This is a genomic window from Streptomyces spinoverrucosus, from assembly GCF_006539505.1.
Lineage (GTDB): Bacteria > Actinomycetota > Actinomycetes > Streptomycetales > Streptomycetaceae > Streptomyces > Streptomyces spinoverrucosus.
Genome location: NZ_BJND01000005.1, coordinates 249,225 through 270,282 on the forward strand (window position 1 = coordinate 249,225; position 21,058 = coordinate 270,282).

18 protein-coding genes are annotated in these 21,058 nt (G+C 71.0%); 13 read left to right on the top strand and 5 right to left on the bottom strand.

Going from position 1 to position 21,058, the window contains the following annotated elements:
• Positions 1-73: 73 nt before the first annotated feature.
• Positions 74-970 carry a helix-turn-helix domain-containing protein gene (locus tag SSP24_RS04065; RefSeq protein WP_141307348.1) on the bottom strand — a complete coding sequence of 299 codons (897 nt, stop codon included), beginning with the start codon at positions 968-970 and terminating at the stop codon, positions 74-76.
• 160 nt (positions 971-1,130) lie between these two features.
• Here SSP24_RS04065 and tkt point away from each other — a divergent pair, with 160 nt between their 5' ends.
• Genes tkt through SSP24_RS04105 form a run of 8 tightly spaced genes read left to right on the top strand, consistent with a single transcriptional unit; the run spans position 1,131 to position 11,512 of the window.
• Complete coding sequence (gene tkt / locus SSP24_RS04070) at positions 1,131-3,215, top strand: transketolase (RefSeq protein WP_141307349.1); 2,085 nt, start codon at positions 1,131-1,133, stop codon at positions 3,213-3,215.
• 19 nt (positions 3,216-3,234) lie between these two features.
• Positions 3,235-4,380, top strand: a complete 1,146-nt coding sequence (gene tal, locus SSP24_RS04075; RefSeq protein ID WP_141307350.1) for a transaldolase — start codon at positions 3,235-3,237, stop codon at positions 4,378-4,380.
• Positions 4,377-5,966 carry a glucose-6-phosphate dehydrogenase gene (zwf, locus tag SSP24_RS04080; protein ID WP_141307351.1) on the top strand — a complete coding sequence of 530 codons (1,590 nt, stop codon included), beginning with the start codon at positions 4,377-4,379 and terminating at the stop codon, positions 5,964-5,966. Before tal ends, zwf begins: the two co-directional genes overlap by 4 nt.
• Positions 5,963-6,886: a glucose-6-phosphate dehydrogenase assembly protein OpcA gene (gene opcA / locus SSP24_RS04085; RefSeq protein ID WP_141307352.1), complete on the top strand. Its 924-nt coding sequence runs from the start codon at positions 5,963-5,965 to the stop codon at positions 6,884-6,886. The genes zwf and opcA overlap by 4 nt, the downstream gene beginning before the upstream one ends.
• Positions 6,879-8,525 carry a glucose-6-phosphate isomerase gene (gene pgi, locus SSP24_RS04090; RefSeq protein WP_141307353.1) on the top strand — a complete coding sequence of 549 codons (1,647 nt, stop codon included), beginning with the start codon at positions 6,879-6,881 and terminating at the stop codon, positions 8,523-8,525. The genes opcA and pgi overlap by 8 nt, the downstream gene beginning before the upstream one ends.
• A 1-nt stretch (position 8,526) precedes the next feature.
• A complete protein-coding gene (gene gnd / locus SSP24_RS04095; RefSeq protein ID WP_141307354.1) occupies positions 8,527-9,408 on the top strand; it encodes a phosphogluconate dehydrogenase (NAD(+)-dependent, decarboxylating) in 882 nt (293 codons plus the stop codon).
• Positions 9,409-9,414: 6 nt separating this feature from the next.
• Positions 9,415-10,002: a histidine phosphatase family protein gene (locus tag SSP24_RS04100; RefSeq protein WP_141307355.1), complete on the top strand. Its 588-nt coding sequence runs from the start codon at positions 9,415-9,417 to the stop codon at positions 10,000-10,002.
• Positions 10,003-10,048: 46 nt separating this feature from the next.
• Positions 10,049-11,512: a VHS/ENTH/ANTH domain-containing protein gene (locus SSP24_RS04105; RefSeq protein WP_141307356.1), complete on the top strand. Its 1,464-nt coding sequence runs from the start codon at positions 10,049-10,051 to the stop codon at positions 11,510-11,512.
• Here SSP24_RS04105 and SSP24_RS04110 read toward each other — a convergent pair.
• A complete protein-coding gene (locus SSP24_RS04110; RefSeq protein WP_141307357.1) occupies positions 11,499-13,280 on the bottom strand; it encodes a bifunctional sugar phosphate isomerase/epimerase/4-hydroxyphenylpyruvate dioxygenase family protein in 1,782 nt (593 codons plus the stop codon). The two genes, SSP24_RS04105 and SSP24_RS04110, sit on opposite strands and share 14 nt — an antisense overlap.
• Positions 13,277-14,173, bottom strand: a complete 897-nt coding sequence (locus tag SSP24_RS04115; RefSeq protein WP_141307358.1) for a shikimate dehydrogenase — start codon at positions 14,171-14,173, stop codon at positions 13,277-13,279. The genes SSP24_RS04110 and SSP24_RS04115 overlap by 4 nt, the downstream gene beginning before the upstream one ends.
• Before the next feature lie 139 nt (positions 14,174-14,312).
• Here SSP24_RS04115 and SSP24_RS04120 point away from each other — a divergent pair, with 139 nt between their 5' ends.
• Positions 14,313-14,978, top strand: a complete 666-nt coding sequence (locus SSP24_RS04120) for a TetR/AcrR family transcriptional regulator (RefSeq protein ID WP_141307359.1) — start codon at positions 14,313-14,315, stop codon at positions 14,976-14,978.
• 154 nt (positions 14,979-15,132) lie between these two features.
• Positions 15,133-16,479 carry an MFS transporter gene (locus tag SSP24_RS04125; RefSeq protein WP_141307360.1) on the top strand — a complete coding sequence of 449 codons (1,347 nt, stop codon included), beginning with the start codon at positions 15,133-15,135 and terminating at the stop codon, positions 16,477-16,479.
• Positions 16,480-16,540: 61 nt separating this feature from the next.
• Here the strand turns inward: SSP24_RS04125 and SSP24_RS04130 are convergent, their stop codons facing one another.
• Positions 16,541-17,272, bottom strand: coding sequence for a DUF1775 domain-containing protein (locus tag SSP24_RS04130; protein ID WP_229864775.1), 732 nt, complete (start codon positions 17,270-17,272; stop codon positions 16,541-16,543).
• 218 nt (positions 17,273-17,490) lie between these two features.
• Between SSP24_RS04130 and SSP24_RS04135 the strand changes: the two genes are divergently transcribed.
• On the top strand, positions 17,491-19,005 hold the full coding sequence (locus tag SSP24_RS04135; RefSeq protein WP_141307362.1) for an MFS transporter: 1,515 nt from the start codon (positions 17,491-17,493) through the stop codon (positions 19,003-19,005).
• Between the two features lie 20 nt (positions 19,006-19,025).
• Here the strand turns inward: SSP24_RS04135 and SSP24_RS04140 are convergent, their stop codons facing one another.
• The gene (locus tag SSP24_RS04140) at positions 19,026-19,451 is read right to left on the bottom strand and encodes a PPOX class F420-dependent oxidoreductase (protein ID WP_141307363.1); all 426 of its coding nucleotides are present in this window, start codon (positions 19,449-19,451) and stop codon (positions 19,026-19,028) included.
• 86 nt (positions 19,452-19,537) lie between these two features.
• Here SSP24_RS04140 and SSP24_RS04145 point away from each other — a divergent pair, with 86 nt between their 5' ends.
• Both SSP24_RS04145 and SSP24_RS04150 read left to right on the top strand, forming a co-directional pair.
• On the top strand, positions 19,538-20,125 hold the full coding sequence (locus tag SSP24_RS04145; protein ID WP_141307364.1) for a TetR/AcrR family transcriptional regulator: 588 nt from the start codon (positions 19,538-19,540) through the stop codon (positions 20,123-20,125).
• On the top strand, positions 20,122-21,058 hold a 937-nt coding region (locus tag SSP24_RS04150; RefSeq protein ID WP_141307365.1), incomplete at its 3' end, for an MFS transporter. The genes SSP24_RS04145 and SSP24_RS04150, both read left to right, overlap by 4 nt.

The following is a 21,058-nucleotide window of genomic DNA, read 5'->3' on the forward strand; positions in this document are numbered from 1 at the left end:
CTTGAGCGGTTCTTTCAACCTGAGCGGGGCCCACGCGCGCGTGGGCCCCGTTGCCGTGTCACGGTCCGCCGTATCAGCGCAGCTCCGCACGGAACGCCGCCGGCGTCATCTCCGTGTGCTGGTGGAAGAACTTGGAGAAGTTGGCCGCGTCCGGGAAGCCGACCGCCGCGCCGACGCGGCCGATGGGCAGGTCGGTGTGGGCGAGGAGGCGTTTGGCCTCCAGCACGACGCGTTTGTCGATGAAGGCCTTGGGAGTGTCGCCGGTGGCGGCGCGGACCGCGCGGACAAGGGTGCGGCGGGAGTAGCCGAGGGCATCGGCGTAGGCGCTGACGCTGTGGTTGGTCGCGAAGTCCCGCTCGACCGCGTCCCGGAAGAGGGTGAAGGTGGTGTCCGCCTGCTGCTCCGCCGCCTCTGCCGAGCTGGCCGCCAGATGGGCGAGGCGCAGCAGGAACGCGCTGAGGGAGTGGCGCAGTACCGCGGTGTGCAGGCTCAGGGGCAGCGTCGCCGCGTCCTCGTACTCGCGCTGGAGATGGGACAGGGACGCCCTCAGGGCCGCGAGCTGGGCGGGGTCGGGGTGGAGCAGGGGCGGCAGGTCGTAGCGGTACAGGCCGGTGGCCTCGACCGTGGCGCGGGGCAGGAAGCCGGGCTGCATGGTCAGGACGGTTCCGCGGTACTCGCTCATGGCCGTGAAGCGGTGCACCTGTCCCGGGCGGATCCACAGCACATCGCCGGCCTTCGCCTCGTACTCGGTGAAGTCGATCATGTGCCGTACGGGTCCGCCGCTGAAAACCATCACGACATGGAAGTCGATGCGGTGGATGCGGTCCAGCGGAGCGTCGGAGTGCCAGACGTGGTCGGGGTCCATCGGGCCGACCTGCATGCCGACGCCGCAGACGCTGAGCTCGACCGGGAAGGCGAACGTCCGGATGCCGTCCCGACTGTCGCCACCTTGGATGGTTCTGTCCGCCATGTCCTTCTCATACCGCCTTGACGTGCGTGGGCGTGTCCCACTTTCACCACAGGCTGGCACACCCCAACCTTCCGGCGAAAAAGTCAGACTTTTAAGGTCGAACGCGTCGGACCAGCAACAACGCTGGTTTCAATGACCTTTTGAAGAGGACTGCCTACAGATGAGCACGCAGACGCCCGACGGCACCGGCAGCTTCGAGTGGACCGACCTCGACCGGCGTGCCGTCGACACCGCCCGCCTGCTGGCGGCCGATGCCGTACAACAGGTCGGCAACGGCCACCCCGGCACCGCGATGAGCCTCGCCCCGGCGGCCTACACGATCTTTCAGAAGGTGATGCGGCACGACCCGGCCGACCCGGAGTGGACCGGCCGGGACCGCTTCGTCCTCTCCCCCGGCCACACCTCGCTCACCCTCTACACCCAGCTGTACCTCGCCGGGTACGAGCTGGAGCTCGACGATCTGAAGGCCTTCCGCACACACGCGTCCAAGACGCCGGGTCACCCCGAGTACGGGCACACGGCTGGCGTGGAAACCACGACCGGGCCGCTGGGTCAGGGCGTCGCCAATGCCGTCGGCATGGCGATGGCCGCCCGTTACGAGCGCGGCCTGTTCGACCCGGACGCCCCCGAGGGCACTTCGCCCTTCGACCACACCGTCTGGGCGATCGTCTCCGACGGCGATCTGGAGGAGGGCGTCTCCGCCGAGGCCTCCTCCCTGGCGGGCCATCAGAAGCTCGGCAACCTCGTCTTCCTCTACGACGACAACCACATCTCCATCGAGGGCGACACCGCGACCGCCTTCTCCGAGGACGTGCTGAAGCGGTACGAGGCCTACGGCTGGCACACCCAGCGCGTCGAGCCCGCCGAGAGCGGCGACATCGACGTCCACGCGCTGTACTCGGCGCTGAAGGCGGCGCAGGCCGAGACCGAGCGCCCGTCCATCATCGCGCTGCGCACGATCATCGCCTGGCCCGCGCCCAACGCCCGGAACACCGAGGCCTCGCACGGCTCCGCGCTGGGCGAGGACGAGGTCGCCGCCACCAAGCGGGTGCTGGGCTTCGACCCGGAGCGGACCTTCGAGGTCGCCGACGAGGTGCTCGCCCACGCCCGCCAGGCCCTGGACCGGGGCGCCGAGGCGCACGCCGCGTGGGACAAGCGGATCGCCGCCTGGCGGGACGCGAGCCCGGAGCGGGCCGCCGAGTTCGACCGGATCAGCAAGGGCGAGCTGCCCACCGGCTGGGAGGAGAAGATCCCGGTCTTCGAGGCGGGCAAGGCAGTCGCCACGCGGGCCGCGTCCGGCAAGGTGCTCCAGGCGCTCGGCCCGGTGATCCCCGAGCTGTGGGGCGGCTCCGCCGACCTGGCCGGCTCGAACAACACCACCATCGACAAGACCTCGTCGTTCCTGCCGAAGGGCAATCCGCTGCCGGAGGCCGACCCGTACGGCCGTACGATCCACTTCGGCATCCGCGAGTTCTCGATGGCCGCGGAGATGAACGGCATCGCCCTGCACGGCAACACCCGTGTCTACGGCGGCACGTTCCTGGTGTTCTCCGACTACATGCGCAACGCCGTGCGCATGTCCGCGCTGATGCAGCTGCCGGTGACGTACGTCTGGACGCACGACTCCATCGGCCTCGGCGAGGACGGTCCCACCCACCAGCCCGTCGAGCACCTCGCCGCCCTGCGCGCCATCCCGGGGCTGAACATCGTCCGTCCGGCCGACGCCAACGAGACCGCCGTCGCCTGGCGCGAGATCCTCCGCCGGCACACCACGAACCCCGCCCCGCACGGCCTCGCCCTCACCCGGCAGGGCGTGCCGACGTACGAGCCGAACGAGGACGCGGCGCGCGGCGGTTACGTGATGTTCGAGGCCGAGGGCGGCACGCCCCAGGTCGTCCTCATCGCCACCGGTTCCGAGGTGCATCTGGCCGTCGAGGCGCGCGAGCGGCTCCAGGAGGCCGGGGTGCCGACCCGGGTGGTGTCGATGCTGTCCGTGGAGTGGTTCGAGGAGCAGCCGCGCGAGTACCGCGAGCGGGTGCTTCCGCCGTCCGTGAAGGCGCGTGTCGCTGTCGAGGCGGGGGTGGGTCTGACGTGGTACCGCTTCGTAGGTGACGCAGGACGCATCGTCTCCCTCGAACACTTCGGGGCCTCCGCCGACGCGAAGACCCTGTTCGCCGAGTTCGGCTTCACCGCCGAGAACGTCGTCGCAGCCGCCAGGGAATCGCTGGCTGCCGCGCGTGGTTGATCCGATCGCCAGAAAGAAGATGATCACTGTGACCGAAGCATCCGCCACCGCGGGAGCACTCAAGCGCCTGTCCGACGAGGGCGTGTCGATCTGGCTGGACGACCTGTCGCGGGGGCGGATCACGTCCGGCAATCTCGCCGAACTCATCGCCACCAAGAACGTCGTCGGCGTCACCACCAATCCGTCCATCTTCCAGGCGGCCATCGGCTCCGGCGAGGGCTACGAGGAGCAGCTCGCCGACCTGGCCGTGCGGGGCGTCACGGTCGACGAGGCCGTGCGCATGATGACCACCGCCGATGTCCGGGCCGCCGCGGACATCCTGCGGCCGGTGTACGACACCACCGGCGGCCGGGACGGCCGGGTCTCCATCGAGGTCGACCCGCGCCTCGCCCACCACACGGCGGCCACGATCGCCGAGGCCCGGCAGCTGGCCTGGCTCGTCGACCGGCCCAACGTGATGATCAAGATTCCGGCGACGAAGGCGGGCCTCCCGGCGATCACCGAGGTGATCGGCGCCGGTATCAGCGTCAACGTCACGCTGATCTTCTCGCTGGAGCGGTACCGCGAGGTCATGGACGCCTACCTGGCCGGCCTGGAGAAGGCGCAGGCGGCGGGGATCGAGCCGGCCGGCATCCACTCCGTGGCGTCCTTCTTCGTCTCCCGCGTCGACACCGAGATCGACAAGCGGCTGTCGGTGCTGGGCACGGACGAGGCCCTCGCGCTGAAGGGCCGGGCGGCGCTCGCCAACGCGCGGCTCGCCTACGAGGCGTACGAGGAGGTCTTCTCCGGTGACCGGTGGACCGCCCTGGCCGGGTCGCGGGCGAACAAGCAGCGCCCGCTGTGGGCCTCGACCGGCGTGAAGGATCCGGCGTACAAGGACACCCTGTATGTAGAGGACCTGGTGGCGCCCGGCACGGTCAACACGATGCCGGAGGCCACGCTGAACGCCACCGCCGACCACGGGAACATCCACGGCGACACGGTCAGCGGCGGCTACGCGCAGGCGCGGGCCGACCTGGCCGCCGTGGAGCGGCTGGGGATCTCCTACGACGAGGTGGTGCGGCAGCTGGAGGACGAGGGCGTCGCCAAGTTCGAGGTGGCCTGGCAGGAGCTGCTGGACGCCGTGACGAAGTCGCTGACCGGCAAGGGAGTTGACGGGGAATGAGCAGCAAGCCGACCACTGAGGAACGGGCCGCCGAGGAGGCGTCCGCGGCCGTCGCCCCCTCCCCCGACTGGAGCAACCCGCTGCGCGACGCCCGGGACCGTCGCCTGCCCCGGATCGCAGGCCCCTCCGGGCTGGTCATCTTCGGCGTCACCGGCGACCTGTCCCGCAAGAAGCTGATGCCGGCCGTGTACGACCTGGCCAACCGTGGCCTGCTGCCGCCGGGCTTCTCGCTGGTCGGGTTCGCCCGCCGGGACTGGGAGGACCAGGACTTCGCGCAGGTCGTGCACGAGGCGGTGCGCGAGCACGCGCGGACGCCGTTCCGTGAGGAGGTCTGGCAGCAGCTCGCCGAGGGCATGCGGTTCGTCCCCGGCGACTTCGACGACGACGACGCGTTCAAGCAGCTCAGGTCGGCCGTCGAGGAGCTGGACGCCTCCCGGGGCACCAGCGGCAACTACGCCTTCTACCTGTCCGTCCCGCCGAAGTTCTTCCCGAAGGTCGTCCAGCAGCTGAAGAAGCACGGGCTGACCGACGCTCCGGAGGGCTCCTGGCGGCGCGCGGTGATCGAGAAGCCGTTCGGCCACGACCTGAAGTCGGCCGTGGAGCTCAACGCGATCGTGCACGACGTGTTCGACCCGGAGCAGGTGTTCCGGATCGACCACTACCTCGGCAAGGAGACCGTGCAGAACATCCTGGCGCTGCGCTTCGCCAACCAGATGTTCGAGCCGATCTGGAACCGGTCGTACGTCGACCATGTGCAGATCACGATGGCAGAGGACATCGGCATCGGCGGCCGCGCCGGTTACTACGACGGCATCGGCTCGGCGCGTGACGTCATCCAGAACCACCTCCTTCAGCTGATGGCGCTCACCGCGATGGAGGAACCCGCCTCCTTCGACGCGTCCTCGCTGCTGATGGAGAAGCTGAAGGTGCTGAAGGCGGTGAAGCTGCCCGAGGACCTCGGCAAGCACACCGTGCGCGCCCAGTACGGGGCCGCCTGGCAGGGCGGCGAGAAGGTGCGCGGCTATCTGGAGGAGGACGGCATCGATCCGGCGTCCACCACGGACACCTACGCCGCGATCAAGCTGAACGTCGACAACCGCCGCTGGGCGGGCGTGCCCTTCTATCTGCGCACCGGCAAGCGGCTCGGCCGCCGGGTCACGGAGATCGCGGTGGTCTTCCAGCGGGCGCCGCACTCCCCCTTCGACTCGACGGCCACCGAGGAGCTCGGCCAGAACGCGATCGTCATCCGCGTCCAGCCCGACGAGGGCATGACCGTGCGGTTCGGCTCCAAGGTGCCGGGCACGTCGATGGAGATCCGGGACGTGACGATGGACTTCGCCTACGGCGAGTCCTTCACGGAGTCGAGTCCGGAGGCGTACGAGCGGCTGATCCTGGACGTCCTCCTCGGGGACGCCAATTTGTTCCCCCGTCACCAGGAAGTGGAAGAGTCCTGGAAGATCCTCGACCCGATCGAGGAGTACTGGGCCGCCCACGGCAGGCCCGCGCAATACGTCGCGGGCAGCTGGGGTCCCGCGGAAGCCGACGAGATGCTCGCACGAGACGGACGGAGCTGGCGCAGGCCATGAAGATCGACCTGACCGACACCACGGCAAGCAAGATCAACAAGGCGCTGGTGCAGGGTCGCCGCGCCATCGGCACACCCGCCGTGGGCATGGTCCTGACGATGGTCATCGTCACGGACGAGGAGAACGCCTACGACTCGATCAAGGCGGCCGAGGAGGCCTCGCACGAGCACCCCTCGCGCACCCTGGTCGTCATCAAGCGGCACGCCCGCACCCCGCGCGACCGCCAGCAGTCCCGCCTGGACGCCGAGGTCCGGGTGGGCGCCGACGCCGGCACCGGCGAGACGGTCGTGCTGCGCACCTACGGCGAGGTGTCCGACCACGCCGACTCCGTGGTGCTGCCGCTGCTGCTGCCGGACGCGCCGGTCGTCGTGTGGTGGCCGGTGGACGCGCCCGAGGTGCCTGCCAAGGACCCGCTCGGGGCGCTCGCCCAGCGCCGGATCACCGACATGTACGCCGTGGAGGCACCGCTGGCCGCGCTGGAGACCCGCGCAAGGTCCTACGCGCCCGGCGACACCGACCTCGCCTGGACCCGCCTGACCCCCTGGCGCTCGATGCTGGCGGCGGCCCTGGACCAGGCCAGGATGCGGATCACCACGGCGGCCGTGGAGAGCGAGGCCGACAACCCCAGCGCAGAGCTGCTGGCCCGCTGGCTTCAGGCCCGGCTGCACGTCACGGTCGACCGGGTGGAGACCGCGGGCCCGGTCGTGACCGGCGTCCGGCTGGGTACGGAGAACGGCGAGATCGTCATCGACCGCCCCGAGGGCCCGCTGGCCACGCTGTCCCTCCCGGGCCAGCCGCCCCGCACCCTCGCGCTGAAGGTGCGCCCCACCTCCGAGCTCATCGCCGAGGAGCTCAGGCGCCTCGACGCGGACGAGATGTACGCCGTCGCCCTGCGGGGCGAGGGGGTGTCTCATGTCTGACACTCCGCTGCTCACGCGGCGGCCGGAATGGACCGCGCTGGAGGATCATCGCGCCCAGTGGAGGGCGCACCTGCGTGAGCTGTTCGCGGCGGATCCGGGGCGTGCGGAGCGGTACGTCGTCACCGTCGGCGATCTGCGCATCGACTACTCCAAGCATCTGATCACCGATGAGACCCTCGCCCTGCTCCAGGAACTGGCCACCGCCACCGATGTGTTCGGGCTGCGCGACGCCATGTTCCGCGGGGAGCGCATCAACCTCACCGAGGACCGCGCCGTCCTGCACACCGCGCTGCGCGCACCACGGGACGCGGTGATCGAGGTGGACGGCGAGAACGTGGTGCCCCAGGTGCACGCCGTGCTCGACAAGATGAGCGCCTTCGCCGACCGCGTCCGCTCCGGCGAGTGGACCGGCCACACCGGCAAGCGGATCCGCACCGTCGTCAACATCGGCATCGGCGGCTCCGACCTCGGCCCGGCGATGGCGTACGAGACGCTGCGGCCGTACACGGCACGGGATCTGGCGTTCCGTTTCGTGTCGAACGTGGACGGCGCCGACCTGCACGAGGCGACGCGCGACCTGGACCCGGCGGAGACCCTGTTCATCGTCGCCTCCAAGACCTTCACCACCATCGAGACGATCACGAACGCCACCTCGGCCCGCACCTGGCTGCTCGCCGGTCTCGGCGGCGAGGAGAAGGCGGTCGCGAAGCACTTCGTCGCCCTGTCCACGAACGCCGGGAAGGTCACCGAGTTCGGTATCGACCCCGAGAACATGTTCGAGTTCTGGGACTGGGTCGGCGGCCGCTACTCCTACGACTCGGCGATCGGCCTGTCCCTGATGATCGCCATCGGCCCGGAGCGGTTCAGGGAGATGCTCGACGGTTTCCGGATCGTCGACGAGCACTTCAAAAGCGCCCCCGCCGAGTCCAACGCCCCGCTGCTCCTGGGCCTGCTGGGCATCTGGTACGGCGACTTCTTCGACGCCCAGTCGCACGCGGTGCTGCCGTACAGCCACTACCTGTCGAAGTTCACCGCGTATCTGCAGCAGCTGGACATGGAGTCCAACGGCAAGTCGGTGGACCGCGAGGGCCGGCCGGTGGAGTGGCAGACCGGGCCGGTGGTGTGGGGCACGCCCGGCACCAATGGGCAGCACGCCTACTACCAGCTCATCCACCAGGGCACCAAGCTGATCCCGGCCGACCTGATCGGCTTCGCCCGCCCCGTCGACGAGCTGGACGACCGGCTGAAGGCGCAGCACGACCTGCTGATGGCCAACCTGTTCGCGCAGGGCCAGGCGCTCGCCTTCGGCAGGACGGCCGAGGAGGTGCGGGCCGAGGGCGTGCCCGAGGAGCAGGTCCCGCACCGCACCTTCCGCGGCAACCACCCCACCACGACCGTCCTGGCGCCCGAGCTGACCCCCTCGGTCCTCGGCCAGCTGATCGCCCTCTACGAGCACAAGGTCTTCGTCCAGGGCGCCGTCTGGAACATCGACTCCTTCGACCAATGGGGCGTGGAACTCGGCAAGGTCCTCGCCAAGCGCGTAGAACCCGCCCTGACCGAGGGCACCGAAGTCCCCGGTCTGGACCCCTCCACGGCCGCGCTGGTGGCCGCCTACCGCGTACTGAGGAAAGTGAGCTGACATGCAGATCGGTCTTGTTGGTCTCGGCAAGATGGGCGGCAACATGCGCGAGCGCCTGCGCAATGCCGGCCACGAGGTCGTCGGGTACGACACCAACCCCGAACTCTCCGACGTCAAGAACCTGGTCGAGCTCGCCGACCGGCTCGCCGCGCCGCGCGTGGTGTGGGTCATGGTCCCGGCCGGTGCCGTCACGCAGAGCGTCATCGACCAGCTGACGAGCGTGCTCAAGCCCGGCGACACGGTCATCGACGGCGGCAACTCCCGCTGGACGGACGACGAGAAGCACGCCGAGGAACTCGGCAAGCACGGCATCCGGTTCGTCGACGCCGGCGTCTCGGGCGGCGTGTGGGGCCTGCAGAACGGCTACGCGCTGATGGTCGGCGGCGAGAAGGAGCACGTCGACCCCCTGAAGCCGATCTTCGACGCGCTCAAGCCGGAGGGCCCCTACGGCTATGTCCACGCGGGCAAGGTGGGCGCCGGGCACTTCGCGAAGATGGTCCACAACGGCATCGAGTACGCCATGATGCAGGCCTACGCCGAGGGCTGGGAGCTGCTGGAGAAGGTCGACTCCGTGACCGACGTCCGGGAGGTCTTCCGCTCCTGGCAGGAGGGCACGGTCATCCGCTCCTGGCTGCTGGACCTCGCGGTCCACGCGCTCGACGCGGACGAGCACCTGCAGAAGCTGCGCGGGTACGCGGAGGACTCCGGCGAGGGCCGCTGGACGGTGGAGGCGGCGATCGACAACGCCGTGCCGCTGCCCGCGATCACGGCCTCGCTCTTCGCCCGGTTCGCGTCCCGGCAGGAGGACTCGCCGCAGATGAAGATGGTCGCCGCCCTGCGCAACCAGTTCGGCGGGCACGCCGTCGAGGCGGCGGAGAAGTAACGGGCCATGGGGGATCTCCTGCTGGTCCGGCACGGTGAGACGGAGTGGAGCGTCACGGGACAGCACACCAGCTGGACCGACCTGCCCCTGACCGGGCACGGCGAGGAACAGGCCAAGTCCCTCGCTCCACTCCTGACCGGCCGGACCTTCGCTCTCGCGCTGACCAGCCCGCTGGCCCGCGCGATCCGCACCGCCGAACTGGCGGGCCTGACCGGGCTCATACCCGACCCCGACCTGCACGAATGGGACTACGGCGGCTACGAGGGTGTCACCACCCGCGAGATCCACCGCACCCGTCCCGACTGGAACCTGTGGACGGACGGCGTGCCGCCGGGCACGGAGGGACATCCGGGCGAGTCCCCGGCCGAGGTCGGCGCCCGCGCCGACCGGGTCCTCGCCCGGGTCGGGGACGCGCTCGCCGACGGTGATGTGATCCTGGTGGCGCACGCCCACTTCCTGCGCGTTCTGACGGCCCGTCGGCTCGGGCTGGCGCCCGCCGACGGGCGGTTGTTCCAGCTGGCGACGGGGACGGTGAGCCGGTTGTCGACGGAGCACGGCCGGCCGGTCGTCGCAGCGTGGAACGTACGGCCGTAAGGCCTGTGTTGACACTCGGGGTTCGGTCGGGTCAGAGTCGCCCGCGATGGAGATCAACGATCTGACACCGGCCGAACTTCGGGTGTGGCAGGCCTTTGCGCGCGGGGAGTCCGTGGAATTCCGCACCACGCAGGACGAGGACCCGACAGCCGGGGCCGACTGGGGGCCGGAACGCACCGTCCGCGCCACCGTGTTGCGGTCGCTGCTCCTCAACGGCCCCCAGGAGGACGGCGAGATAGCCTCCCTCAGCCTGGCGGGCGCCCGCGTCACGGGAATGCTCGATCTCCAGTACGCCACCTTCGACCACCCCGCCCGGCTGCGGCACTGCTACTTCGACGAGGTGCCCCGCTTCTACGGCTGCCGGCTGCGCGAGCTGAACCTCAGCGAATCCGTGCTGCCCGGGCTGGTCTCCCACGGCGTGCACGTGGAGGGCGTACTGCGCATGACACGCGCCCGGTTCCGGGGCGTGGTACGGCTCGGCGGGGCGCAGATCGCCGGGAGCCTGTACCTGGAGGGCGCGGACATCAGCGCGCCGGACGCGACGGAACCGGCGCTCCAGCTCAACCAGGTCACCGTGGGCGACGACCTGTGGGCGCCCGGGCTACGCGTCCAGGGTGAGATCCGGCTCAACGGCGCGGACGTCGGCGGGACGGTCAACCTCAACGAGGCCCGGCTCAGCCATCCCCAACTCCCCGCCCTCGACGCGGAGACGCTCAGCGTCGGCGGCCATCTCCTCGTGCGGCACGCGCACGTACAGGGCTGGATCGGACTGCGCGGCGCCCGGGTCGCGGGGCGCCTCGACCTGTCGTACTCCCACCTGTCGAACCCCGGCAAGTCGGCGCTGCGGGTGAGCAGCAGCGCGATCGGCGAACTCTGGCTGCGCAGGAGCCCGCCCATGGAGGGCACCCTCAACCTGCGGCGCGCACAGCTCGAAGTCCTCTTCCTGGAACCGGAGACAGTGCCGGACCGGGTCCTCCTCAACAGCCTCACCTACACCTCGCTCACCCCGCACGAGCCCGCCGAACGCCGCCTGCCCATGCTGGAACGCGACGGCGACGGCTATGTCCCGCACGCCTACGAGCAGTTGACCGCCGCCTACCAGCGCATCGGCGACGACCGTGCCGCCCGGCAGGTCCAGCTCGCCAAACAGCGCCGCCACCGCAGCACGCTCTCCGGCATCGGCCGGCTGTGGGGCCACCTCCAGGACGCCACGGTCGGCTACGGCTACCGCCCGCTGCGGGCGGCGGGCTGGCTGCTGTCGCTGCTCTGCGTCGGCTCCGTCGTGTACGCCCTGCGCCACCCGCCCGCGCTGAAGCCCTCCGAGGCGCCCGACTTCAACCCGGTGTTCTACACACTGGACCTGCTGCTGCCGGTGATCTCCTTCGGCCAGGAGCCCGCGTTCGCCCCGAAGGGCTGGTACCAGGCGCTGGCCTACGTCCTTGTCCTCACCGGCTGGATCCTGGCGACGACGGTGGCCGCGGGCGTGACCCGGATGATCAGCCGCCAGTGACCGCCTGCACGGCGTGCTGCGCGGCCAGCCGCACCGGGGCGTTCTGGGCGCCGTAGCCGCGGTAGCCGTCGTCGCGCTGGACCAGCTCGAAGAAGACCCGGCCGACGGTCCGCGTGTAGCAGTGGCGGAAGACGCCGTGCGGGTCACGGTCGTAGAGGATGCCGAGCTCGCGGTACGTCGCCAGCTCCTCGTCCGTGAGGTCGTACCGGGCCGCGAGGTCGTCGTAGTAGTTCGCGGGGACGGGGAGCAGGCGGCCCCCGGCCTCCCGGAAACGCCGGGCGGCGGCCACCACGTCGTCGGTGGCCAGCGCGATGTGCTGGGCGCGGACCGTGTCGTCGATGGGCGCCGCGCCGACGGTGAGCGCGATGCGGACACTGCCGTCGGCGTTGGTGACGGCGCGGCTGCGCAGCAGCCCGTAGGGGTCGGCGACGTCGACGCTCTCCTGCGCGTGCAGACCGAGCACGCTGCGGTGGAAGAGGGTCGCCTCGTCGAAGTGGTGCCAGGGCTGGGTGAGGGCGAGGTGGTCGATGTGGCGGACATGGGTGGCGGCGGGGGTGTGGGCGACGTGTTCGAAGTCGGCGCGCCAGCCGTCGGCTCCGCAGAAGAAGAGTTCGGTGCCGTCGGGGGCGGCGACCGCGTCCAGCGGGGCGTCCTGCGGGGCGCGGCGGCGGGGCAGTACGGGGGCGAGGAGCGCCTCGGCGCGGTCGGCCGCGGCCGCCGGGTCGGGTGACTGAAGGCCGATGGCGGCGAGCTGGGTGCCGCCGCGGCGGACGGCCGGTCCGGTGTTGACCAGGATCCGGGCCTCGCCCTGCTGCCAGAGGTCGACCGGCTTGGTGCGGTGGCGTGCGGCCCGGGCGAAGCCGAGTGCGGCGAGCAGGGCGGAGACGGGTTCGGTGTCGGGTGTGACCAGCTCGGCGAAGGCGACGCCGGTGGGCACGACGGGGGCGGGCAGCTCGGCCGCGCCGACGGCCTCCTGGAGCACCAGCAGGGAGCGGCGGGCGTCGACGGCGGTCGGGCCGGCCTCGGCCTGCCGGAAGACGTCGTTGAAGACTTCGAGGGAGAGCGGACCGTCGTACCCGGTGCGCAGCACATGACGGACCAGCCCGGTGACGTCGAAACCACCCTGCCCCGGGAAGCAGCGGTAGTGGCGGCTCCACTGCAGGACGTCCATGGCCAGCAACGGGGCGTCGGCGAGCTGAAGGTAGAAGATCTTCTCGCCGGGGATGTCCTCGATGCCCTTGGGGTCCGAGCCGCGGGAGAGGATGTGGAAGCTGTCCAGGCAGGTGCCGAGAGCGGGGTGGTCCGCTGTCTCGACGATGCGCCAGGCGTGGTCGTAGGTATTGACGTGCCGTCCCCAGGCGAGCGCCTCGTAGGCGACGCGGATGCCGAAGTCCTGGGCGAGATCGGCGAGTCGGCTCAGCTGCTGGGCGGCGAGGGCGTCGTCGTCCACGGCGAGCGGGGAGACGCTGGAGCAGACGAGGACCGTGTCGGCGCCGAGCCTGCGCATCAGCTCCAACTTGTGCCGGGCGCGGCGCAGATTGCGGGCGAACTCGTCCGCCGGTACGGCCTCGATGTCCCGCATCGGCTGGTAGAGGTCGATCCGCAGGCCGAGGTCGGCGCAGCGGGTGCGGATCTCCTCGGGGGTGAGGGGGCTGGCGAGCAGGTCGTTCTCGAAGATCTCGACGCCGTCGAAACCGGCCCGGGAGGCGGCCGTGAGCTTCTCGGTGAGGGATCCGCTGAGGGAGACGGTGGCGATGGAGGTCCTCATGTCCGCACTTCCTGCTTCACGTTTGCGGCCGGAACGGTGTCGGCCAACTCGGCGATGTCCGCGAGCATCCGCGCGCTGTCGGGTTCCCGGCCGGTGAACAGGCGGAACGCGTCCGCGGCCTGGAAGACGGCCATGCCGCCGCCGTCGAGGGTGGCGCAACCCAACTCGCGTGCGGTGCGCAGCAGTTCGGTCTGAAGCGGGCGGTAGACCACCTCGGCGATCCACAGTCCCGGGTGCAGCAGCTCGGCGGGGAGGGGCATGCCGGGGTGGGCGGCCATGCCGGTGGGGGTGGCGTGGACCAGGCCGTGGGCCCGCTTCAGCAGGCCGGGCAGCTCGGCGAGGGCGGCCGTGGTGGCGCGGCCGTCGCCGAAGTGCCGGTTCAGCGATCCGGCGAGGGCGGCGGCCCGGTCGGGCAGCGCGTCGACGAGGGTGACCCGTCCGGCGCCGAGGGTGAGCGTGGCGTGCGCGACGGCCGCGCCCGCCCCTCCGGCGCCGAGCTGTACGACCCGGTCCAGCGGGGCGTCCGGCAGGCCGCGCGCGAAGGAGGCGGCGAAACCGGTGGCGTCCGTGTTGTGGCCGACGGCCCGGCCGTCGTCGAAGACCACGGTGTTGACCGCGCCGAGCGCCTCGGCCTGCGGGGCGAGCGCGTCGAGGTGCCCGATGACGAGCTGCTTGCAGGGGTGGGTGATGTTCAGCCCGTCGAAGCCCAGATCCCGGGCGGCCCGCACGAGATCGCCGACCGCCTCCGGTGGGACGCCGAGGGTGTCGATGTCGATCAGCCGGTACAGGTAGCGCAGTCCCTGGCGGTCGGCCTCCCGCTCGTGCAGGGCCGGACTGAGCGAGGGTCCGATGCCGGAGCCGATCAGTCCGACGAGATACGAGTCCTTGGCCACCAGGGACCTCCAGGAAGCTAATGTACGAACTAGTACGTTAGTCATAGCAGGTCGCGTCGAGCAGCGGAAGGCTTCCGAACCGCTTTCATGACCGCCCGCTCTACAATCTCGGCACCTGCCCATCGCCCGAAGGAGCCCGATGACCAGCGTCGACGAACCGGCACGACCGAACGGGCGCATCCGTGACGCCGCCCGCACCCAGGCCGAGATCCTCGACGTGGCGACGCAGGAGTTCGCCCGGGCCGGCTACGACGGCGCCCGGGTCGACGAGATCGCCGCCCGCACCCGCACCACCAAGCGGATGATCTACTACTACTTCGGCGGCAAGGAGCAGCTGTTCACGGCCGTGCTGGAGCGGGCGTACGGCGTGATCCGCGAGGCCGAGCAGCAGCTGGACGTCGAGCATCTGGACCCGGTCGCGGCGATCCGTCGGCTGGCCGAGCTGACCTTCGACCACCATGAGGCGCACCCCGACTTCATCCGCCTGGTCAGCATCGAGAACATCCACGGCGCCGAGCACATCGCGGCCTCCGAGAAGCTGGGGAGGATCGGCTCACCGGCGCTGGAGGTGATCCGCCGGATCCTCCAAGCGGGCCAGAAGTCCGGCCTGTTCACGGCCGACGTGGACGCGGTCGACCTGCACGCGATGATCAGCTCGTTCTGCTTCTTCCGGGTGGCCAACCGGCACACCTTCGGCGCCCTGTTCGGCCGCGACCTGGTCGACCCCGCACAGCGCGAGCACTACCGGACGATGCTCGGCGACATGGTGATCGCCTACCTCACGGCGGACCGCGCGGCTAACTGAACGCAGCACGGCACAACCCCTTGACAGCGGGGAAACGCGCGCGCAACATCCCTACCCACCGGACTAACTATCCAGTGGGTTAATTAGCCGAAGATCCGGCCCTTCTCCCCGCCGCTCACTCCACCTAAGTTGGAGTTCCCTCAAAGGAGCCGCCGTGTCCGTCCCCGCCCCCGCCGCCCCGCCCGGGCAGCCGAAGAAAGCCGCGACCGCCGCCTGGATCGGCAGCGCCCTGGAGTACTACGACTTCTTCATCTACGGCAGCGCGGCCGCGCTGATCTTCCCCGAGGTGTTCTTCGACGAGTCCGACCCGGCCACGGCGACCCTGCTGTCGCTGGCCACCTTCGGCGTCGCCTACGCCGCCCGCCCGATCGGCGCGCTGTTCCTGGGCCACTTCGGCGACCGGGTCGGCCGTAAGAAGATCATGGTGTTCACGCTGATGCTGATGGGCATCTCGACGTTCCTCATCGGCTGTCTGCCCAGCCGCGCCCAGGTCGGCACGCTCGCGCCCGTCCTGCTGGTGCTGTGCCGTGTGTTGCAGGGCATCTCGGCGGCCGGTGAGCAGGCCAGCGCCAACTCCATGACGCTGGAACACGCGCCACCGCACCGGCGGGGCTTCTTCACCAGCTTCACCCTCAGCGGCACACAGGGCGGCCAGCTGCTGGCCACGCTGGTCTTCATCCCGGTCGCCGCGCTGCCCGAGGAGCAGCTGATGTCCTGGGGCTGGCGCGTGCCGTTCTGGCTGAGCGTCGCCGTCGCGGTCGTCGGCTATGTCATCCGCCGCAAGCTGGAGGAGACCCCGGCGTTCGAGCAGCAGGCCGCCACCGAGGGGGTCGTGAAGCTGCCGCTGGCAGTGCTGGTGCGGGAGCACTGGGCGGACGTCCTGCGGGTGATCGCGGGCGCGCTGATCGCCTCGGTCAGCACGATCTTCACGGTGTGGGCGCTGTCGTACGCCACCAGCGACTCGGTCGGCATGAGCCGCTCGTCCATGCTGTGGGTGGGCGCCCTCGCGAACCTCGTCGCGCTGGCCGCGATCCCGCTGTGGGCGACGCTGTCGGACCGCATCGGCCGCCGCCCGGTATTTCTGATCGGCGCGACCGGCAGCGCGGTGACGATGTTCCTGTACCTGTGGTCGATCTCCGCCGGCTCCTACCCGCTGACCCTGCTGCTGGGCATCCTCGCCTTTGGTGTCGTCTACAGCGCCGCGAACGGGGTGTGGCCCGCCTTCTACGGCGAGATGTTCTCCACCCGCGTCAGGCTGTCCGGCATGGCGATCGGCACACAGATCGGGTTCGCGGTCGCCGGTTTCGCGGTGACCTTCGCCGCGCAGATCGCCGGGCCGAACGGCGACGACTGGTCCTCGGTGGCCCTGTTCACCGCGGCGCTGTGCGTCCCGCCGGTCATCGCGGCGCTGTCGGCCCGGGAGACGCACAAGGTGCCGACCGAGGCGTTGGGCGTACGGAACCCCCACGAGGCCGCCCAGCGGGAGACGGTGACGGCCTGACCCACACGCCCTGCCCCCGGATGCCGAGGCTCCGGGGGCTTTCGTCGTAGGGGCACCCGCGTCAGGCGTTCGTACGGCGTCTGAACCACCACACGCCGGCGCCGACACCCAGCAGCACGACGGCACCCCCGGCGGTCAGCACGACCGGGGAGATCCCGTCGTCCTCGTCGGCGGCCTCCTTCGGCGACGGGGTGGCCGTCGGCTCCGCCGCCGCGTCGGCCGATGCGGTGCTGGGCGGGGCCTCGGGCGTGGCGGTCTCGGTGGGGGTCGGGCTCACGGGCTTCGCGCCCGGCTCGGCGGGCCCCAGCTCCAGCTTCGGCGCCGGGTGCCCGTGGCCGTGCCCGTCGCCCGAGTCCTCAAGTTCGATCCAGCGGTCGACACGGCCGTCGCTGTAGCTCTGGAGGGTCTTGAAGACGAGTTCCTCGGCGTCCGGCAACTGGCGGACGGTGACGGAGAATTCGGCGTCCTCACCGACGGCGAGCTGGGGGCCCGACACCTTGTAGCCGCGGCCGGTGGTGGCGAACTTCCAGTCCTTCGGCCCGTCTTCATAGGTGACGTCGGTGGGGGTGATCCCGTCGGGGAGGAACACCTCCAGGCCGGTGATGCCGGCGGAGGAGGACTCGGACGCCGCGGAGAAGGTCAGGGTGACGTTCTGGGCGAGAGCCCGGGCGTTGTCCGCCTCGACCTCGGTGTGTGCGAAGGCTGGACCGGCGACGAGGAGGACGGCCGCCGCGAGGGTCGCACTGACGGTGGTGAGACGGCGCGCGAGGCGCGCTCTGCCGGGACGGTGCACAACGGACTCCGAGTGGTGGTGGGTGCGGGAGGCGACGGGTGACAGGAGCGGTTTCCTCAGGGAGTCGGAGAGTGGCGCGGGTGAGTTCCCCGCCGAGGATGTGATCTGCGTCACTCGCATCGGCCCCGGGTGTCAGTCAGGGCTAGCCGCCACCTGGCCGATCACCGGACCATGGACGGTGTGCCCGACCCGCAGTCCGGAAACAGGAGGGAGTGGTGATGTCGGCGCAGGCGCGGCGCGAGGGGAGCGGCGGACCGTCCGCAGGGGCGGTCGGCGAAGCCGATCCGAGGCGATGGAGCGCGCTCTGGGTCACGTTGGTGGCCGGCTTCATGAGCCTGCTCGACGTCACGATCGTCGCGGTCGCGCTGCCGTCCATGCAGCGCGACCTGCACACGTCCGCTCCCGCGATCCAGTGGGTCGTCTCCGGATACGCCCTCGCCTTCGCCCTGGTCCTGGTCACGGCGGGCCGCCTCGGTGACACGATCGGCAGACGACGCATCTTCCTGATCGCTCTCGGCGGCTTCGTGCTCTGCAGCGCCTGCGCCGGAGCGGCGCCGTCCATCGTGCCGCTCGTCGTGGCCCGCATCGCGCAGGGCGTGTGCGCGGGCTGCCTGGCGCCGCAGAACTCCGCTCTCATCCAGCAGATGTTCCGGGGCGCCGAGCGAGGCCGGGCCTTCGGTCTGTTCGGTGCCACGGTCGGCGTCTCCAGCGCCGTCGGCCCGGTGGTCGGCGGACTGATCCTGACCCTCGCGGACGGCCCCGAGGGCTGGCGCTGGATCTTCTACGTCAACGTGCCGGTCGGACTGATCGCGCTGGCGCTCGGCATACGCCTGCTGCCCAGGACGGCGCCCTCCGACGGCCGGCGGCTGGACCTTCCCGGCGTCGCACTGCTCGGCGCGGGCGTACTGGCTCTGATGCTTCCCCTGGTGCTGGCGGAATCGGGCGGGGTAGGCGCGCTGTGGTGGCTGTTCGCCGTTGGGGCGGCCCTCCTTGTGGTCTTCGCCCGCTGGGAACGGCGTGTCGCCGCGCGGCACGGTCAGCCGCTCCTCGATCCCCGGCTGGTCACGTCGACGCGCGGGTACGTCACGGGCGCCGCCATCGCCACGCTGTACTTCGTGGGCTTCAGCGGGGTGTGGCTGGTGTTCGCGCTGTTCTTCCAGAACGGGCTGGGTTACTCACCCCTGAGTTCCGGGCTCGCCGTGACGCCGTTCGCCATCGGTTCCGCCGTGGCCGCGGCGGTGGCCGGACGGCTGGTGGAGCGGCTGGGACGGCTGCTGACGGTGTGCGGGCTGGCCGCCGTCGCCGCGGGCCTGGGTGGGACCGTCCTCACCCTTCGGTGGGCGCCCGACGACATCGCGGTGTGGCTCCAGACCCCGGCGCTGCTCCTCGGCGGTCTCGGCAGCGGCTGTGTCATCTCGCCCAACATCACCATGACCCTGCGGGACGTCCCGGTGCGGATGGCGGGCGCAGCAGGGGGTGCCCTGCAGACAGGTCAGCGCCTGGGTGGTGCCGTGGGCACGGCGGCGCTGCCCGGCCTCTTCTACATGGCTCTCGGCGGCGGCGACCACACCCACTACCGTTCCGCCGTCGCACTCGCCGTGGGCTGCGGCATCCTGCCGGTGCTGGGCGCGCTCGTACTGGCCGTGCGCGACTGGCTGCGCGACCGCGAGCGCGACGGACGGGGCTGCCCCGATGAGGTCGCGCACAGCCCCACGCACGCCGGGCAGGGCTGAGACGTGCCGCTCCCCGAAAACTAGCTCTGCGGGGCGCCGTACGCCCGCTCCACCCGTAGCCGGACCACGACGCGGCGGTCGCGGACCATGGCGGCGCGGTAGTCGTCCCAGTCGGAGTGTTCACCGCTGATGTCGCGATAGAGGCGGACGAGTTCCTCGACCGTGTCGTCGTGCGGGTCCGCGGCCACCGGTGTGAGGTCGGCCGTGCCGTCGACGACGGTGTAGGCCCAGCGGTCGGCGGTGGTGACGTGGTACGAGGCGCGGGGGTCGCGGCGCAGGTTGCGGGTCTTGGCGCGGTCGTCGGTGACGGAGATCCGGATGGTCCGCTCGTCGGGGTAGTAGGCGTGCATGACGTTCGACAGCTGAGGTCGGCCGTCGCGCCGGAGGGTGACCAGCACCCCGCTGTGGGTTTGGGAGAGCAGCTTCAGCAGTGCGTCGTCGCTCATGACTCGCTCAACCTCTGCCTGATGTCGTTACATTCCCGTACCGGCGGGAGTAGACAGTGTCTACGGCTAGCTGGTAGACACTGTCTATGCGAGAACCCGAGACCAGTGAACCCGCGACCGGCCTGCGCGACCGCCTCATCGACGTCGGCGTCGACCTGGTGACCCGCGAGGGCGCCCAGGCGCTCACCCTGCGCGAGATCGCCCGCCGGGCCGGCGTCTCGCACGGGGCCCCGCGCCGCTACTTCCCCACCCACCTGGAGCTGCTGTCGGCCATCGCGCGGCGCGGCTTCGCCGAACTGGCCGCCCGGACGGCGACGGCGACCGGCGACACCCCTCGCACACGGATCAGCCGACTGGCCAGGATCTACCTGGAGTTCGCCCTGGACAACCCCGGCATGTACGAGCTGATGTTCCGCCACGACCTGCTGGAGAGCGGCCACTTGGGGCTGCGGAACACCAGCCTCCCCCTCTTCGGCGTCCTGGTGGAGCTGGTCGGCCAGGTCCGCCCCGACACCGACGCCCGGGCCCTCGCCGGGGCCCTCTGGGCGCAGCTGCACGGCATCGCCCAGCTGTGGACCTGGGGCAGCCTCCAACTCGCCACCGGCGCCGACGACTTCACTCCCCTCCTGCACACCGCGCTCGACGCCCACCTAGGCCCCGAGGGCGGGCGGTGAACCACCGGCTGACCCTGACGAGCAGCGTGGCCGGTGCCGTGGTCGTCGCGCTCGACGGCACCGTGCTCACCATCGCGCAGCCCACCCTGCAACGGGACCTGGACGCGTCCTACGCGCAGGTCCAGTGGACCAGCACCGGCTATCTGATCGCGGTGGCCGCACTGCTGGTGTTCGCCGGACGCCTCGGCGACCGGTACGGCCACCGGCGCCTGTTCGCCCTCGGCATGCTCGGCTTCGGCGCCACGTCGGCCGGAATCGGTGGGGCGGCCGACGTCGACTGGGTGATCGGGTCGCGCCTCGCGCAGGGTGTATTCGGCGCGCTGCTCCAGCCCGCCACGCTCGGCATGCTGCGTGCCGCGTTCCCGCCGGACCGGCTGGGCAGACCCCTCGCAGCGCGGACGGCAGCCATCGGGCTCGCGGCCGCCGCGGGTCCGGTCGTGGGCGGGGCGCTGGTGCACTCCTTCGGCTGGCGGGCCGTGTTCTTCGTCAACGTCGTCCCGGCGCTGGTCCTCGGCGTACTCGCGCTCAAGGGGAGCGGGCAGGAACAGCGCACATCGGCCATCCGCCTGGACCTTCCGGGCGCGCTGCTGCTCGCGCTGACGCTGGCCTGCTTGGTGCACGCCCTGGTCACCCGGACGCCCTCGACCTCGGTCGTTGCGGCCCTCGCCGCCGTGGCGTTCGCCGGCCATGAGCGCCGTACCGCACAACCCCTCGTCCCACCGGACGTCATCGGTTCCACCCCCGTCGCCGCCGCGCTCGGTGTGCTCACCGCCGCGTCCGCCGCCCTGTCGGGCACGCTCTTCGTCGGCACCTACGTCCTGCAGCGCGCCCTCGGCCTCGACCCGCTCCGCAGCGCCCTGCTCAGCCTGCCGCTCGCGGTGCTGATGATCGCGGCGGCGCCCGGGTGCGCGGTGCTGCTGCGCCGGGCGGGCG

What these genes read in the sequence shown, in the direction of transcription:
- SSP24_RS04065 (WP_141307348.1), bottom strand. Translation starts at nt 970, where the DNA reads ATGGCGGACAGAACCATCCAAGGTGGCGACAGTCGGGACGGCATCCGG.
- tkt (WP_141307349.1), top strand. Translation starts at nt 1,131, where the DNA reads ATGAGCACGCAGACGCCCGACGGCACCGGCAGCTTCGAGTGGACCGAC.
- tal (WP_141307350.1), top strand. Translation starts at nt 3,235, where the DNA reads ATGATCACTGTGACCGAAGCATCCGCCACCGCGGGAGCACTCAAGCGC.
- zwf (WP_141307351.1), top strand. Translation starts at nt 4,377, where the DNA reads ATGAGCAGCAAGCCGACCACTGAGGAACGGGCCGCCGAGGAGGCGTCC.
- opcA (WP_141307352.1), top strand. Translation starts at nt 5,963, where the DNA reads ATGAAGATCGACCTGACCGACACCACGGCAAGCAAGATCAACAAGGCG.
- pgi (WP_141307353.1), top strand. Translation starts at nt 6,879, where the DNA reads ATGTCTGACACTCCGCTGCTCACGCGGCGGCCGGAATGGACCGCGCTG.
- gnd (WP_141307354.1), top strand. Translation starts at nt 8,527, where the DNA reads ATGCAGATCGGTCTTGTTGGTCTCGGCAAGATGGGCGGCAACATGCGC.
- SSP24_RS04100 (WP_141307355.1), top strand. Translation starts at nt 9,415, where the DNA reads ATGGGGGATCTCCTGCTGGTCCGGCACGGTGAGACGGAGTGGAGCGTC.
- SSP24_RS04105 (WP_141307356.1), top strand. Translation starts at nt 10,049, where the DNA reads ATGGAGATCAACGATCTGACACCGGCCGAACTTCGGGTGTGGCAGGCC.
- SSP24_RS04110 (WP_141307357.1), bottom strand. Translation starts at nt 13,280, where the DNA reads ATGAGGACCTCCATCGCCACCGTCTCCCTCAGCGGATCCCTCACCGAG.
- SSP24_RS04120 (WP_141307359.1), top strand. Translation starts at nt 14,313, where the DNA reads ATGACCAGCGTCGACGAACCGGCACGACCGAACGGGCGCATCCGTGAC.
- SSP24_RS04135 (WP_141307362.1), top strand. Translation starts at nt 17,491, where the DNA reads ATGTCGGCGCAGGCGCGGCGCGAGGGGAGCGGCGGACCGTCCGCAGGG.
- SSP24_RS04140 (WP_141307363.1), bottom strand. Translation starts at nt 19,451, where the DNA reads ATGAGCGACGACGCACTGCTGAAGCTGCTCTCCCAAACCCACAGCGGG.
- SSP24_RS04145 (WP_141307364.1), top strand. Translation starts at nt 19,538, where the DNA reads ATGCGAGAACCCGAGACCAGTGAACCCGCGACCGGCCTGCGCGACCGC.